We start from the raw sequence: 14,518 nt of genomic DNA, 5'->3' as shown, positions 1-14,518 counted from the left end.
TTAAGCCTTCTCCACCGTGGAGTTCAGACGAGAATCAACTCGTGCGGCGTTTGCCAGGCGAGCCATGCGTTCACCTTCGATACGAGCGACTTCTTCAGCCGGTACGTAGTAGTCGATGTCATCGTCATAGCTGCGCACGATCAAGGTGATGACCATGCCGGCCAGACCGATCGCAGCCGCCCACCAGATGTGCCAGATGGCAGCGAAACCCAGAATCAAACCGAAGAACGACATCAGCACGCCCATACCGGTGTTGCGCGGCATGTGAATCTGCTTGTAGTCCGCAGCGTTGGCAGTGGCTTCACCACGTTCCTTCATGCCCCAGTAAGCGTCCAGGTCGGAAACCACTGGTTGCTCGGCGAAGTTGTAGAACGGTGGTGGCGACGAAGTCGACCACTCCAGGGTACGGCCATCCCATGGGTCGCCCGAGACGTCCTGGTTCAGATGACGGTCGCGGATCGAGACATAGAGTTGCAGCAGCATGAAGCCGATACCGGCGGCCACGAACAGCGCGCCGACGAAAGCCACGTACAGCCACGGCGTCCAGTCTGGGTTGTCGGTGTGGTTCAGGCGACGGGTCATGCCCATGAAGCCCAGCACGTACAGCGGCATGAACGCCAGGTAGAAACCTACCAGCCAGCACCAGAAGGAGTACTTGCCCAGGCGCTCGTTGAGCTTGAAGCCGAAGGCTTTCGGGAACCAGAAAGTGAAGCCGGCCAGGTAACCGAATACCGCACCGCCGATGATCACGTTGTGGAAGTGAGCGATCAGGAACAGGCTGTTGTGCAACACGAAGTCAGCACCGGGCACTGCCAGCAGAACGCCGGTCATGCCGCCGATGCTGAAGGTCACGATGAAACCGATGGTCCACAGCATCGGAGTGGTGAACTCGATGCGGCCGCGGTACATGGTGAACAGCCAGGTGAAGATCTTCACACCCGTCGGGATCGCGATCACCATCGTCATGATGCCGAAGAAGGCGTTGACGTTGGCACCCGAACCCATAGTGAAGAAGTGGTGCAGCCAGACGATGAACGACAGCACTGTGATGGCGATGGTTGCCCATACCAGCGACACGTAACCGAACAGGCGCTTGCGACAGAACGTTGAAGTGACTTCCGAGAACACACCGAATGCCGGCAGGATAAGGATGTACACCTCGGGGTGACCCCAGGCCCAGAACAGGTTGACGTACATCATCGGGTTCCCACCAAGCTCGTTGGTGAAGAAGTGGAAGCCCAGATAACGGTCAAGCGTCAGCATGAACAGTACAGCGGTGAGGATCGGGAACGATGCAGCGATCAGTACAGCGGTGCACAGGCAGTTCCAGGTGAACACCGGCATTTTCATCAGGGTCATGCCGGGCGCACGCATCTTCAGGATGGTGACGATGAAGTTGACGCCCGTCAGCAATGTACCCAGACCGGATATCTGCAATGCCCAGATGTAGTAGTCGACACCGACTCCGGGACTGTATTGGATGCCCGCCAGCGGTGGATACGCCACCCAGCCCGTCTTGCCGAACTCGCCGACCCCCAGGGAGATGTTGACCAGCAGCGCGCCGACCACGAACAGCCAGAAGCTGACCGAGTTCAGGAACGGAAAGGCTACGTCGCGTGCGCCGATCTGCAGCGGCACGACGATGTTCATCAGACCGATCATGAATGGCATGGCCATGAAGATGATCATGATCACACCGTGAGCGGTGAAGATCTGGTCATAGTGCTCGGGCGGCAGGAAGCCGGTCGAGCCAGCAGTGGCCACAGCCTGTTGCGAGCGCATCATGATGGCGTCGGCAAAGCCCCGCAACAGCATGACCAGGGCAACGGCGATGTACATGACGCCGATTTTCTTGTGGTCGACCGACGTGAACCACTCGGTCCACAGGTACGTCCACTTCTTGTGATAGGTGATCAGACCGAACACCACCGCCCCGAGCAGCGCAACGACGGCAAGTGTCACCATCACTATCGGCTCGTGGAAGGGCACCGCTTCCAGACTAAGTTTACCGAACATCTTTTACTCCTCTGCCCCAGCAGCTGAATTCTTGCCCATGTCCATCCCTTCGTTCGAGGCCTGTTTCCCCTCGTGGCTGACGCCTTTGCCTGGGTTCATCCCTTCATACTTGTCGATGATGGTCTGGAACAGGTTCGGAACGTACGAGGAATACAGCTCGACCGGGTTTTTCTCGCTAGGTTTGGCCAGCGCTTCGTAGGTAGCTGCATCGAGCTGCTTAGGCGCGCTCTTCACTTCACTGACCCATGCATCGAAATCGGCCTGGGTCGTAGCGACTGCTTTGAACTTCATGCCGGTGAAGCCTGCACCACTGTAGTTCGCGGAAATGCCGTCGAACTCGCCATTTTCATTGGCGATCAGGTGCAGCTGCGTCTGCATGCCGGCCATCGCGTAGATCTGGCCGCCAAGCTGCGGAATGAAGAACGAGTTCATGACCGAGTCGGAAGTGATGCGGAAGTTGACCGGTACATTCGCCGGGAAGACGATCTTGTTGACCGTGGCGATGCCTTGTTCCGGATAGATGAACAGCCACTTCCAGTCCAGCGCCACGACCTGGATGGTCACCGGCTTGTGCTCGGATTCCAGCGGACGGTAGGGGTCCAGGTGATGAGTCGACACATAGGTCACGTAACCCAGCGCGATGATGATCAGCAGCGGGATGCCCCATACCACCAGTTCGATCTTGGTGGAGTGCGCCCATTCAGGCGTGTAGGTCGCTTCCTTGTTCGAGGCACGGTACTTCCAGGCGAACGCGAGCGCCATGACGATGACCGGGATCACCACCAGCAACATCAGCCCGGTGGCGATGTAGATCAGGTTGCGTTCGTCGATGCCCACCTGCCCTTTCGAGTCGATCAGGGTCCACTTGCACCCGCCGAGAAAAAGCATGCCTAAAAAGGGCAGTATGCCAAACAGTCTGGGGTAACGCTTTTTACTCATCTCACGACCTCTAGAGCAGCTTGCTTCAATGCAATTGTGTTTTGGTAGCCAACACTTCGACCTGCCAAGCGCCAGCATTTATATCGGGATTGAATACGGACATGCCAGGCTCGCAGTTGCTGCGGGATGACAAGACCGGTCTGGAGCGGTGCAGCTGTCATGACGTGCGCAGCCGAAGGGCTGCATACTCCTTCCCTTGAGTGCACGGACCACGCAAGGGTTCAGCCAGGCAGTGCCAACGGTACGAAAAGTGCCTGTCATTGGTGCATGCGACCACCTGACCTGCCCTTTTTGAGGCACTGACCCACTGAAATTTCCGCGATTGTAGTGAGCCTATTACCCATTGACTACGACTAATCCGGCAACAGGTATTTCCAAATTATGCAACAATCCGACGCACTTTCAAAGCCTTGCGACACGATGTCGCACCCCGGCCAACCCTTGCAAAGGCCCGTAATTACGAGGCTTTTGCAAACTCAAGGGCGACACGTTGCCACATTCGCGCCTTTACCCCATCAACGGGGAATCGGATTCCGGCACGAATAATGACCGGGCGTGCGTGCTGGAATACTCAGCGGCGAGTGCGATTGCGATAGATGCCCAGTGGTACAAGAATAGCCGTCATCACGAAAGCTACCAGCGCCCATTGCGCCAGCGACAGGCCCAGCACCGGTGGATAGGGCGTGGAGCAGAACCCCTGAACCTGGAACACGCTGGGCATCAGATTGGCCAGGGGCAGACCGTCGACGATGGGTTGCAACGTGTCGAGGCCGCAGCTGACCGCTGGATTGGCCAGCACCCACGCATGGCGCCCGGCGGCTGCGATACCACCCAGCGCACTGAGCACCACCAGCCCTTCGCACAGGGTCACGCCGGTACGGCCGCGCATGGCCGCGCCGATGAACGCGAACAGGGCAATGAACAACAGGGCGTAACGTTGCAGGATGCACAGCGGGCATGGCGCCTCGCCCAGCACGATCTGCATGTACAGCGCGCCGCCGATCAGGGCCAGGCAGATCACTCCCAGCAGCACCAGGAAACGGCGTTCGCGGTTCAGGCGCAAGTTGACTTCGTTCATTGCAGCTTTCCCTTCACAGGCCAAAACGGGCGGGTTTTCGATGGGCGCCAGTCTACACGCTGACTCGCGCGGACGACTGTAGGAAAAATCCGGAAATACGATGTAACCGGAGATTTCCGCCAACCTCGCTACAGTTATGCCTTGTCGATTAAACCGGCGTTAAGACCCTGCTCGCAGCCTGTCGACGATCGCGTTAAAGCCTGCGCACGCCGAGTCGATACATAGGCAACGCACTCGATGGGCCGACTGTTCACGGCCCTGCATCGGTTTCATCAAGAAGGTTCACATGGCATCCCAGAACGCCCGCGCAGACTCCCTTTCGCTGTTGCTGTTCACCTTGCGCAGCGGCAAGTTGATGGCCATCAACCTGCTCAAGGTCAGCGAGATCATCCCCTGCCCTGCCCTGACCCGGCTTCCCGAAGCGCACCCGCACGTCAAGGGCGTGGCAACCCTGCGTGGCCAGGCGCTGTCCGTCATCGACCTGAGCCGAGCGATCGGTGAACAGCCATTGCTCGACCCTTCCGGCGGTTGCCTGATCGTCACCGACGTCAGCCGCTCCAAGCAGGGCCTGCACGTACAGGCTGTCAGCCGCATCGTCCATTGCCTGAGCACCGATATTCGTCCGCCGCCCTACGGCTCGGGTACCAAGTCGTTCATCACCGGCGTTACCCAGGTGGACGGTGCCTTGGTGCAGGTGCTGGATATCGAGAAAGTCATCCACGGTATCGCCCCGGCGCGACTGCAGGGCGACCCTCAACGCTTGAGCGATGGCGACGCGCGCTGCCTTGCCAACGCCAGGATCCTGGTCGTGGACGACAGCCATGTGGCACTGCAGCAGTCGCTCATAACCCTGCGCACACTGGGCATCGAATGCCGCACTGCGCGCAGCGCCCGCGAGGCGATCGATTGCCTGCTGGAGCTGCAGGGTACCGATGCGCAGATCAATGTGTTGGTGTCGGATATCGAGATGTCGGAAATGGACGGCTATGCGCTGACCCGCACGCTGCGTGATACACCGGACTTCAAGGACCTCTACGTCCTGCTGCACACCTCGCTGGACAGCACGATGAACAGCGAGAAGGCGCGCCTGGCCGGTGCCAACGCGGTGCTGACCAAGTTTTCCTCTCCGGAACTCACCGGCTGCCTGATCACCGCGGCGCGTTTCGTCGCGGACCAGGCACACTGAAACAGCCGGGGCCTGGCGCAGGCGTCCAGGTACGCATATGAACATCAGTTGGGCATAATGGCTGCCTGTTCACAAGGCGCAGGAACCACGACCATGAAAACCTACCTGACCCTGTTGCTCGCACTCGGCGGCTTCACCACCCACGCGATGGCATCGACCGACCAGGCGTGGGCGGAACACGACAAGCGCGTCGCCAGCACCTGCCTGAAAGCCACCACGTTGAAACAGGCCCGAGTGGCCAGCGCTCCCGCCGAGTTCGAAGACCGCGTGGGCTATACCGCAGTGCTCATTCAAGGCCGCTACCCGCAGGCGCACATGAAGAACCAGCCTGGCGCAGAACTCTGCCTGTACCAAAAACAGAGCCGCAAGGCGTTCGTGACCCCGTGGGATTCGGTACAGGGCAAGTAGCGTCACAGCAAAATGAATGCGTAGAGAATACTGATGAACGGCACGTTGCCAGCTTTCTCGTCGAGGGCCTCCAGGGCCGCGAACTTGAGCATGAACGAGGCGACCACCAGCACCCTTACCCACGGCACGCGTGTCGACAGCAACAACAGCATGCCCAGGGCGAGGGCCAGTTGAAATGCACAGCATTTGATCGCCGCCGGCAGCGTGCTGACGTACAGCAACGCCAGCATCACGGGAATCAGACTCGCCAGCAGCAATCCTTTGCCATACTTCACACAGTCCATAACGATCACTGGCCTTCCTTCATTTATCGACTTGTTGTAAGGAAGAAAGTCTCTGGTGATCAACTGGGCGGCGCTATAGGTCTATTCAGCGCAACTCGTAGGAAAAGCCCGATAGATACTGTTGGTGTATTTCCAGCGAAGCGGAACGATTTTTTCCCTTCCGAATCAGGAGCCCGCGGCAGGCGTGGCCTGCGCACGACCAATCACGCCGGGGCTTGGGCTTGGCAAGGCAACGCGACTAAGGTCAAACTGCCAGCTCTTCCCCCTGCCGGTGTCCGATACGCATGCGCATAGCCATCCGACCGCTGTTACTGGCAGGCTTGCTGCTTGTCGTCGTGTCAGGCGCGGCCTGGCTGCTGCTCGATCGCACTGCAGCGAACAAGCCAGTGCCGGCAATGCCCATCCCGGTGCGTGTAGTCACCGTGGTGCAGGCCGATGTGCCGCGTTATCTCACCGGTATCGGCTCGGTGCTTTCGCTGCACAGCGTGACCGTGCGCGCGCAGGTCGATGGGGTTCTGGCGCAGGTCGCCGTGAAGGAAGGCCAATGGGTGAACAAGGGTGACGCGCTGGCCAGCATCGACGATCGTGCCATTCGCGCCAGCCTTGCTCAGGCGCGGGCGCAAGCCAGCCAGAGCCAGGCGCAGTTGCAGGTGGCAGGGGTCAATCTGCGCCGCTACAAGGATCTGAGTCGCGACAATGGTATTTCGCGCCAGTTGCTCGACGAACAACAGGCCCTGTTCGACCAGCTCACCGCGACCTTGCAAGGCAATCACGCCGCCATCGCTGCCGCTCAAGTGCAGTTGTCCTACACCCAGATTCACTCTCCGGTGACCGGTCGGGTCGGTATCCGCCGTGTGGATCCGGGCAACTTCCTGCGTGTCAGCGATGCCGAAGGCTTGTTCACAGTGACCCAGATCGACCCCATCGCAGTGGAATTCTCGCTCCCCCAGCAGGAGCTGGCGACGTTGCAGTCCTTGCTCGACCGGCCGCAGCCGGCAGTGGTGCGCGCCTACCTCGATGGCGATACCGAAACGGGCAAGCTGGTGGGTGAGGGTCACCTGACGCTGCTCGACAATCAGATTGCCGCAAGCACCGGAACCATCCGCGCCAAGGCCGAGTTTCACAACGGCCGACACACCTTGTGGCCAGGCCAACTGGTCAGTGTCGGCTTGCAGGTCGGCGTCGAACGCAACGCTCTGGTGGTGCCGTTGCCCGTAGTGCAGCGCGGTATCGAAGGCCATTATGTGTACCGCGTGACAGACGCCAAAGTCGAGCAGGTGCCGGTGCAGGTGCGCTACCAGACGTCGACCCAAAGCTTGATAGACGGCGTTGCTGCGGGCGATGTGCTGGTCAGTGACGGGCAATCGCGGTTGAGGCCGGGAGCCCGCGTACAGGTGCTCGAGCCAACGGTGGACAACGCAGCGACCTTGCGATGAGCACCGGGCGCTCGATCAGCGCCTGGTGCATCGACCATCCGGTGGCCACCGTGCTGTTGACCCTGGCGCTGGTGTTGCTCGGTGGCCTGGCTTTCACCCGGCTGGCGATCGCGCCACTGCCCGAAGCGGACTTTCCGACCATCCAGGTCAACGCGCAACTGCCCGGCGCCAGTCCACAGACCATGGCGTCTTCGGTGGCCACGCCGCTGGAGGTGCAGTTCAGCGCCATTCCCGGCATGACCCAGATGACCTCCAGCAGCGCCCTGGGCTCGACCAACCTGATCCTGCAGTTCAGCCTGAGCAAAAGCATCGACACCGCCGCCCAGGAGGTCCAGGCGGCGATCAACACGGCAGCCGGACGCTTGCCGCAGGACATGCCCAACCTGCCGACCTGGCGCAAGGTCAATCCGGGAGACAGCCCGGTGCTGATCCTCAGCGTGAGTTCGGCGCAGATGCCCACCCACGTGTTGAGCGACTACACCGAAACCCTGCTGGCCAGGCAACTGAGCCAGATCGAGGGCGTTGGCCAGGTCTACATCACCGGCCAGCAACGCCCGGCGATCCGTGTGCAGGCAGCCCCAGAGCGCCTCGCAGCGCTGGAGCTGACGCTTGCCGACCTGCGCGGTGCCATCCAGCAGACCAGCCTGAACCTGGCCAAGGGTGCTCTGTACGGTGACACCAGTGTGTCCACATTGGCCACCAACGACCAGCTCTTCGAGGCTCATGAGTACGCGCAGCTGGTGGTGGCCTACCGTAATGGCGCACCGGTACAACTCAAGGACGTCGCGACCGTGATCAAGGGTGCGGAGAACGCCTATGTGCAATCCTGGTCAGGTGATCAGCCAGGCTTGAACCTGACGATCTTCCGCCAGCCCGGTGCGAACATCGTCGACACGGTCGACCGCATACTGGCCGCCATGCCACGCCTGCAGGAGATGCTGCCGGCAAGCGTGGATGTCACCGTACTCAACGACCGCACCCAGACCATCCGTGCATCACTGCACGAAGTGGAGCTGACGCTGCTGATCGCCGTGCTGCTGGTGGTGGCCGTCATGGCCCTGTTCCTGCGCCAGTTGTCGGCCACGCTGATCGTTTCCAGTGTGCTGGGCGTTTCGCTGATCGCAACGTTCGCCGCCATGTACCTCATGGGTTTCAGCCTGAACAACCTGACCTTGGTGGCCATCGTCATCAGTGTCGGTTTCGTGGTCGACGATGCGATCGTGGTGGTGGAGAACATCCATCGCCATCTGGAGGCTGGCGATGGCATGCGTGAAGCGGCGATCAAGGGCGCCAGCGAGATCAGCTTCACGGTAGTGTCGATCAGCTTTTCGCTGATTGCTGCATTCATTCCACTGCTGTTCATGGGCGGCGTGGTCGGGCGCCTGTTCAAGGAATTCGCGCTGACGGCAACCTCTACCATCCTCATTTCGGTGGTGGTTTCCCTGACCCTGGCACCGACGCTATGCGCGCTGTTCATGCGCCGCCCCGCACACGCCACACGCGCGGGCTTCAGTGAGCGCCTGCTGGCCTGGTACGACAAAGGTCTGATCCGCGCACTGGCTCACCAGCGCGTCACCCTGGCCGTGTTCGGCTTGACCGTCGCCTTGTCGGTGGCGGGCTACGTGCTCATCCCCAAGGGGTTTTTCCCGGTGCAGGACACCGGCTTCGTTCTCGGCACGACCGAAGCAGCCGCAGACATTTCCTACAAAGACATGCAGGAAAAACACCTTGCCCTGGCCCGTATCGTCGGCGCAGATCCGGCGGTCAGGGCCTATTCCCACGCCGTGGGCGTAACCGGCAGCAACCAGACCATCGCCACCGGGCGATTCTGGATCGGCCTCAAGGAACAGAGCGAACGCGACGTCTCGGCCAGTGCGTTCATCGACCGCTTGCGGCCCCAGCTCGCCCAGGTGCCTGGCGTGGTGCTGTACCTGCGCGCCGGACAGGACATCAATTTGAGCGCCGGCCCCAGTCGCAGCCAATACCAGTACGTGCTCAAGAGCAACGACGGGCCGAGCCTGAACCTGTGGACCGAACGCCTGACCGAACGACTGCGTGCCAACCCGGCCTTTCGCGACCTGTCCAACGACCTGCAGCTGGGTGGCAGCGTGACCCACATCAGCATCGATCGGGTGGCAGCTTCGCGTTTCGGCCTGACCACCAGCGACATCGACCAGGCGCTGTACGATGCATTCGGTCAGCGCCAGATCAACGAATTCCAGACCGAAACCAACCAGTACAAGGTCATTCTGGAACTCAAGGCCGATCAGCGCGGCAAGGCGCAGAGTCTGCAGTACTTCTACCTGCGCTCGCCCCTGACCAACGAAATGGTGCCGCTGTCGGCCGTGGCCAAGGTCGAGGCACCCACTCAGGGCCCGCTGTCGATCAGCCACGATGGCCTGTTTCCGGCGGCCAACCTGTCGTTCAATCTGGCGCCCGGCGTGGCCTTGGGCGAGGCCGTCGGTTTGCTCGAACGCACGCAAGCCGAATTGGCCATGCCCGCCTCTATCGCCGGCAGCTTCCAGGGCGCTGCCCAGGCTTTCCAGAGTTCGCTGGCCAGCCAGCCCTGGCTGATTCTGGCCGCACTGGTGGCGGTCTACATCATTCTCGGCGTGCTGTACGAAAGCTTCGTTCACCCGCTGACCATCATCTCGACCCTGCCATCGGCTGGGCTGGGTGCCTTGTTGCTGCTATGGCTATGGGGACAGGATTTTTCCATCATGGGCTTGATCGGCCTGGTCTTGCTGATCGGGATCGTCAAGAAGAACGGCATTCTGATGATCGACTTCGCCCTGCATGCGCAGCGCAGCGAAGGGCTGGACGCCCGTGAAGCGATTCACAAAGCCTGCCTGACGCGCTTCCGCCCGATCATCATGACCACACTGGCCGCACTGCTGGGCGCACTACCCCTGATGTTCGGCTATGGCGCCGGTGCCGAACTGCGCCAGCCACTGGGCATCGCCGTGGTGGGGGGACTGCTGATCAGCCAAATGCTGACGCTGTTCACCACCCCTGTGATCTATCTGCAACTGGAGCGGCTGCTCCATCGCACCGACGGTTCCAGAACACCGGCATTGCCGGCCAGCCACTGAACATCGACCAACAAAAAACGCCCGATGCGGGCGTTTTCTTTACAGCGACAGCGTGACTGCTCAGCTGCTGGCGCGAGCGATGTTGCGCAGGGCTTTGACCTGATCATGGTTGCGCTGCACACCGGCAAGCTGACGCTCGACGATGGTGAAGATGTTGGCCGGGAGCGCCTCGGTCAAGGCTTCCTTGTAAGCTTTCAAAGCCACATCTTCGCCGCGCTCGGCTTCGTTCAGCACCGCTTCTTCATCCTTGCCGGTGAAGATCGATTTGACGTCGACCCAGCGACGATGCAGGTCACCGCTCACGCTGGTGGAGTCTTCCGGAGTGCCGCCCAGTGCAATGACCTCGGCTTGCAGTTCACCGGCCGCTTCGGCGCATTCCTGGGAATGCTTGGTGAACAACGCCTTGAGTTCCGGGTTCTTGATGTCTTCGGCACAGGTCTTGAAGCCTTCCTCGCCGTCCTTACAGGTCTCGATAAGCTTGTTCAGGATGGAAACAACCGTCTTGGCAGAATCATTCATCTTTTTGAATTCCTGTGGAAATCGGAAACCGCGTTGGGATGCTGTCCATACAGCAGCCTTCGTGCCAGCTTCTACAGCAAACAAAAACCATCTATATCAAAGAGTTAACGTAGCCTGCGACTTTTCGAAGCTGTCTTTATGCATGATCGGCGGCTTTGGCACCGTGCAGAATGCATGTAACCTTGCGCCAAGCCGTTCTCGCAGACCCACACCCTTGTGAATATTCAGTCATGAACCCCGAAAAACTCGAATCGCTAGTGACGTTTGCAATGCCCTTCGGCAAGTACAAGGGCCGGGTAATCGCCGACCTGCCGGGGCATTACCTCAACTGGTTCGCCCGCGAAGGCTTCCCCAAGGGGGAACTGGGCGGCCTGCTGGCGCTGATGCAGGAAATCGATCACAACGGCCTGTCCGACCTGCTCGATCCGCTGCGGGTCAAGCATGGCAAGCCGCGCATCGCCGATGGGCGCTGAACCGTCTGGCAACTTTCTTTCAGGCAAAAAAAAGTGCGCCGACCGAGCGCACTGAAAGACAACCGTGAAGCGCCTAACGAAGTCGAATCAGTCGAGCAGAGCCAGCGCCTGCGCGCTGCACTCCTGAATGCGTGCCCAATCGCGGTTTTCAATCCACTGGCTGTCGAGCATCCACGAGCCGCCCACGCACATCACATTGGATTGAGCCATGTAGCTGTTGATGTTGCCCGGGCCGACGCCGCCAGTCGGGCAGAAGCGCACTTCCGGGAAGGGCCCGCCGAGCGCCTTGATGGCAGCCACGCCACCGCTCACCTCGGCCGGGAACAGCTTGAAGCGGCGATAGCCCAGCGCGTAACCCATCATCAGTTCGGACGGGCTGCTGATGCCCGGCAGCAACGGCAACGAGCTTTCCACACCGGCCTCGAGCATGTCCTGGGTCACGCCGGGGGTGACGGTGAACTGCGAGCCGGCCTGCTCGGTTGCGGCGAGCATTTCGCGGGTCAGCACCGTGCCAGCGCCGACCAGCAGCTCCGGGCGTTGCTCGCGCAGCACCTGGATGGCCCTGAGCCCGAGTGCCGAGCGCAGGGTCACTTCCAGTACGGTCAGCCCCCCGGCCGCCAAGGCATCGGCCAGGGGCAGAATGTCTTCTTCACGGGCAATGGTGATGACCGGCAGAATTCGCGCACGCGCCGCCAGGGCGTCGATCCGGGCAACCTTGTCGACCATGCGTTGCTGCTGTTCGGTGGTGATCATAGCGGCGGTTCCTTGATTCATTGACACCAGTAGATATCCAGCGCGGAGTGCAGGAAGGCGCGGATAGGCATCTGCGCCACGTCGTCGCCGGCCAGTGCAGTGCGCAGCGTGGTCAACTTGCTTTCGCCCTGCACCGACAGCACTTTGAAGCGGGCCGAGGCCAGCAACGCACGGCTCATGCTCAGGCGTTGATGCGGTACGCTCGGCGCCAGCATGGGCCAGCAGCGGCGCTCGCTGTCCAGCGCCAGAGCCTGTTCAAGGTTGGGGCTATCGGGAAACAACGAAGCGGTGTGCCCGTCATCGCCCATGCCCAGTACCAGCACGTCGATCGGCGGCAATTGGCCGAGCAGGTCATCGGCGACTGCGGCGGCCTCCTCCTGGCTGGACGTGGTGTGGTACAGGCTGACGAAGCGTGCCTGCTCGACCGCGCCTACCAGCAGGTGGCGCTTGAGCAGGCCGGCATTGCTGTCGGCGTGCTCGATGGGCACCCAACGCTCGTCGGCCAGGGAGATCACTACCTGTGACCAGTCCAGGCTCTGACGCGCCAGGCACTCCAGGAAAGCCACCGGGCTGCGCCCGCCGGAAACCACCAGGGTTGCCACGTTCTGGCGCTCGATCGCTTGGCGCAGTTGCTCGGCGACCTTGCCGGCCAGGGCTTCGGCCAGCAACGGTGCGCTCACGCAATCGTGAACCTTGACCCCCTCGGGGAACTGCAAATCAGATATCGCCATACCAGGATCTCCCATCGCGTGTGATCAGGGCAATCGAGCTCATCGGCCCCCATGAACCTGCCGCGTACGGCTTGGGAGCATCGCCGGATTTCTTCCAGCCGGCGATGAGCTGATCACACCATGTCCACGCATATTCGATTTCATCTTTACGGACAAACAGGTTCTGATTGCCCTGCATCACCTCCAACAGCAATCGCTCGTACGCATCTGGAATGCGCGCACTGCGATAGGTGTCGGAGAAATTCAGTTGCAGCGGCCCGCTGCGCAGTTGCATGCCCTTGTCCAGGCCTTGCTCCTTGGTCATCACGCGCAGCGATATACCTTCGTCCGGTTGCAGGCGGATGATCAGCTTGTTGCTGATCTGCAGGCGCTGCTCGGGCGCGAAGATATAGTGCGGCGGTTCCTTGAAGTGGATGACGATCTGCGACAGCTTCTGTGGCATGCGCTTGCCGGTGCGCAGGTAGAACGGCACGCCGGCCCAGCGCCAGTTGCGGATATCGGCACGCAGCGCGACGAAGGTCTCGGTATCGCTCTGGGTGTTGGAGTTTTCTTCTTCCAGATAACCCGGCACCGGACGGCCTTCGCTGTAGCCCGCGATGTACTGGCCACGCACGACCTGCTGGGTCAAGCCGTCGGCGGTGAATGGCGCGAGCGCCTTGAGCACCTTGACCTTCTCATCGCGAATGCTGTCGGCGGACAGGTCGGCCGGTGGGTCCATGGCGATCAGGCAGAGCAGCTGCAGCAGGTGATTCTGGATCATGTCGCGCAGCTGGCCGGCCTGGTCGAAGTAGCCCCAGCGCCCTTCGATACCCACTTTTTCCGCGACGGTGATCTCAACGTGGGAAATGTAGTTCTGGTTCCACTGGGTTTCGAACAGGCTGTTGGCGAAGCGCAGGGCAATGAGGTTCTGCACCGTCTCCTTGCCCAGGTAGTGGTCGATTCGGTAGACCCGATTTTCCGGGAAGTACTGCGCGACGGCATCGTTGACCCGGCGCGAGGATTCCAGGTCGTGGCCGATAGGCTTTTCCAGCACGGCGCGGGTACGCGCGGTCAGGCCGACCTTGTGCAGGTTTTCGCAGATGGCGCCGTAGACCGCCGCCGGTGTGGCGAAGTAGGCGATCAATTGTTCGGCGTCACCGACTTTCTCGGCCAGTGCGACGTAGGTGTCGGCATCCAGAAAGTCCACGTGCACATAGCTCAGCCGCGCCAGAAAACGCTGCACCGCGTCGGGCTCGAGCTGGGCGTCGGAAACGAACTTGCGCAACCCTGCCTCGATGACACCCAGGTGATGGGCTTCGTCGCCGGGCTCGCGGGCCAGGGCGAGAATGCGTGTATCGGCGTGCAGCAACTGCGCGCGATCGAGTTGATATAGAGCCGGAAACAGCTTGCGCAATGCCAGGTCGCCCAGGGCGCCAAAAAGAGCAAAGGTGCATGATCCTGCGGTCATTGAGGGCATGATGTTTGTTCTTCTATCAAGTTGACGTAGAAATACCCTTTTTCAGGGGACGATTCAAGGCAGAATGTAGTAATAACCACAACATTTACCCATTCAGACAGATACGGGTGGTGGCGCACTGCGCCCCCCAGTAGGATAAGCCACCCG

The 14,518-nt window shown here is 60.8% G+C and carries 13 protein-coding genes; 5 read left to right on the top strand and 8 right to left on the bottom strand.

The genetic code is table 11. From position 1 onward, the window contains the following. From cyoB to IFT75_RS04215, 3 genes are all read right to left on the bottom strand, one after another. The gene (cyoB, locus tag IFT75_RS04225; protein ID WP_122479586.1) at nucleotides 1-2,016 is read right to left on the bottom strand and encodes a cytochrome o ubiquinol oxidase subunit I; all 2,016 of its coding nucleotides are present in this window, start codon (nucleotides 2,014-2,016) and stop codon (nucleotides 1-3) included. A gap of 3 nt (nucleotides 2,017-2,019) precedes the next feature. Further along, the gene (gene cyoA, locus IFT75_RS04220) at nucleotides 2,020-2,955 is read right to left on the bottom strand and encodes a ubiquinol oxidase subunit II (RefSeq protein WP_122479587.1); all 936 of its coding nucleotides are present in this window, start codon (nucleotides 2,953-2,955) and stop codon (nucleotides 2,020-2,022) included. Between the two features lie 571 nt (nucleotides 2,956-3,526). Next, a complete protein-coding gene (locus IFT75_RS04215) occupies nucleotides 3,527-4,033 on the bottom strand; it encodes a disulfide bond formation protein B (RefSeq protein WP_122479588.1) in 507 nt (168 codons plus the stop codon). Nucleotides 4,034-4,319: 286 nt separating this feature from the next. Here IFT75_RS04215 and IFT75_RS04210 point away from each other — a divergent pair, with 286 nt between their 5' ends. Both IFT75_RS04210 and IFT75_RS04205 read left to right on the top strand, forming a co-directional pair. Further along, nucleotides 4,320-5,219 carry a chemotaxis protein gene (locus IFT75_RS04210; protein WP_192053526.1) on the top strand — a complete coding sequence of 300 codons (900 nt, stop codon included), beginning with the start codon at nucleotides 4,320-4,322 and terminating at the stop codon, nucleotides 5,217-5,219. A 93-nt stretch (nucleotides 5,220-5,312) separates the two neighbouring features. After that, on the top strand, nucleotides 5,313-5,627 hold the full coding sequence (locus tag IFT75_RS04205) for a hypothetical protein (RefSeq protein WP_122479590.1): 315 nt from the start codon (nucleotides 5,313-5,315) through the stop codon (nucleotides 5,625-5,627). 2 nt (nucleotides 5,628-5,629) lie between these two features. Here IFT75_RS04205 and IFT75_RS04200 read toward each other — a convergent pair whose 3' ends face one another. After that, a complete protein-coding gene (locus tag IFT75_RS04200) occupies nucleotides 5,630-5,920 on the bottom strand; it encodes a hypothetical protein (RefSeq protein ID WP_192053524.1) in 291 nt (96 codons plus the stop codon). Nucleotides 5,921-6,195: 275 nt separating this feature from the next. On the opposite strand from IFT75_RS04200, the gene IFT75_RS04195 reads away from it, so the two are divergent. Together IFT75_RS04195 and IFT75_RS04190 are read left to right on the top strand one after the other, a co-directional pair. Then, nucleotides 6,196-7,347, top strand: coding sequence for an efflux RND transporter periplasmic adaptor subunit (locus IFT75_RS04195; RefSeq protein ID WP_192053522.1), 1,152 nt, complete (start codon nucleotides 6,196-6,198; stop codon nucleotides 7,345-7,347). Further along, on the top strand, nucleotides 7,344-10,439 hold the full coding sequence (locus tag IFT75_RS04190) for a multidrug efflux RND transporter permease subunit (RefSeq protein ID WP_192053520.1): 3,096 nt from the start codon (nucleotides 7,344-7,346) through the stop codon (nucleotides 10,437-10,439). The genes IFT75_RS04195 and IFT75_RS04190 overlap by 4 nt, the downstream gene beginning before the upstream one ends. Before the next feature lie 60 nt (nucleotides 10,440-10,499). Here the strand turns inward: IFT75_RS04190 and IFT75_RS04185 are convergent, their stop codons facing one another. Further along, nucleotides 10,500-10,958, bottom strand: coding sequence for a ferritin-like domain-containing protein (locus IFT75_RS04185; RefSeq protein WP_122479594.1), 459 nt, complete (start codon nucleotides 10,956-10,958; stop codon nucleotides 10,500-10,502). Nucleotides 10,959-11,188: 230 nt separating this feature from the next. Between IFT75_RS04185 and IFT75_RS04180 the strand changes: the two genes are divergently transcribed. Then, entirely contained in the window at nucleotides 11,189-11,431 is a 243-nt protein-coding gene (locus IFT75_RS04180; protein WP_090356375.1) for a DUF3820 family protein, read from the top strand. Nucleotides 11,432-11,518: 87 nt separating this feature from the next. On the opposite strand, the gene IFT75_RS04175 is transcribed toward IFT75_RS04180, so the two are convergent. From IFT75_RS04175 to zwf, 3 genes are read right to left on the bottom strand one after another with little or no spacing between them, the layout of a single operon-like run. After that, the gene (locus tag IFT75_RS04175) at nucleotides 11,519-12,205 is read right to left on the bottom strand and encodes a bifunctional 4-hydroxy-2-oxoglutarate aldolase/2-dehydro-3-deoxy-phosphogluconate aldolase (protein ID WP_185794099.1); all 687 of its coding nucleotides are present in this window, start codon (nucleotides 12,203-12,205) and stop codon (nucleotides 11,519-11,521) included. Continuing rightward, the gene (gene pgl, locus IFT75_RS04170) at nucleotides 12,202-12,915 is read right to left on the bottom strand and encodes a 6-phosphogluconolactonase (protein WP_192053518.1); all 714 of its coding nucleotides are present in this window, start codon (nucleotides 12,913-12,915) and stop codon (nucleotides 12,202-12,204) included. The genes IFT75_RS04175 and pgl overlap by 4 nt, the downstream gene beginning before the upstream one ends. Beyond that, the gene (zwf, locus tag IFT75_RS04165; RefSeq protein WP_122479598.1) at nucleotides 12,902-14,371 is read right to left on the bottom strand and encodes a glucose-6-phosphate dehydrogenase; all 1,470 of its coding nucleotides are present in this window, start codon (nucleotides 14,369-14,371) and stop codon (nucleotides 12,902-12,904) included. Before zwf ends, pgl begins: the two co-directional genes overlap by 14 nt. Between the last annotated feature and the right edge of the window lie 147 nt (nucleotides 14,372-14,518).

It is taken from the genome of Pseudomonas sp. CFBP 8758, assembly GCF_014841725.1.
Taxonomy (GTDB): Bacteria; Pseudomonadota; Gammaproteobacteria; order Pseudomonadales; family Pseudomonadaceae; genus Aquipseudomonas; species Aquipseudomonas baltica.
This window is presented reverse-complemented; position numbering and strand designations above follow the sequence as displayed.

Coding starts and splice junctions, on each gene's coding strand:
- IFT75_RS04215 (WP_122479588.1), bottom strand. CDS start 4,033: ATGAACGAAGTCAACTTGCGCCTGAACCGCGAACGCCGTTTCCTGGTG.
- IFT75_RS04195 (WP_192053522.1), top strand. CDS start 6,196: ATGCGCATAGCCATCCGACCGCTGTTACTGGCAGGCTTGCTGCTTGTC.
- IFT75_RS04175 (WP_185794099.1), bottom strand. CDS start 12,205: ATGAATCAAGGAACCGCCGCTATGATCACCACCGAACAGCAGCAACGC.
- pgl (WP_192053518.1), bottom strand. CDS start 12,915: ATGGCGATATCTGATTTGCAGTTCCCCGAGGGGGTCAAGGTTCACGAT.
- IFT75_RS04185 (WP_122479594.1), bottom strand. CDS start 10,958: ATGAATGATTCTGCCAAGACGGTTGTTTCCATCCTGAACAAGCTTATC.
- IFT75_RS04210 (WP_192053526.1), top strand. CDS start 4,320: ATGGCATCCCAGAACGCCCGCGCAGACTCCCTTTCGCTGTTGCTGTTC.
- IFT75_RS04180 (WP_090356375.1), top strand. CDS start 11,189: ATGAACCCCGAAAAACTCGAATCGCTAGTGACGTTTGCAATGCCCTTC.
- IFT75_RS04205 (WP_122479590.1), top strand. CDS start 5,313: ATGAAAACCTACCTGACCCTGTTGCTCGCACTCGGCGGCTTCACCACC.
- cyoA (WP_122479587.1), bottom strand. CDS start 2,955: ATGAGTAAAAAGCGTTACCCCAGACTGTTTGGCATACTGCCCTTTTTA.
- cyoB (WP_122479586.1), bottom strand. CDS start 2,016: ATGTTCGGTAAACTTAGTCTGGAAGCGGTGCCCTTCCACGAGCCGATA.
- zwf (WP_122479598.1), bottom strand. CDS start 14,371: ATGCCCTCAATGACCGCAGGATCATGCACCTTTGCTCTTTTTGGCGCC.
- IFT75_RS04190 (WP_192053520.1), top strand. CDS start 7,344: ATGAGCACCGGGCGCTCGATCAGCGCCTGGTGCATCGACCATCCGGTG.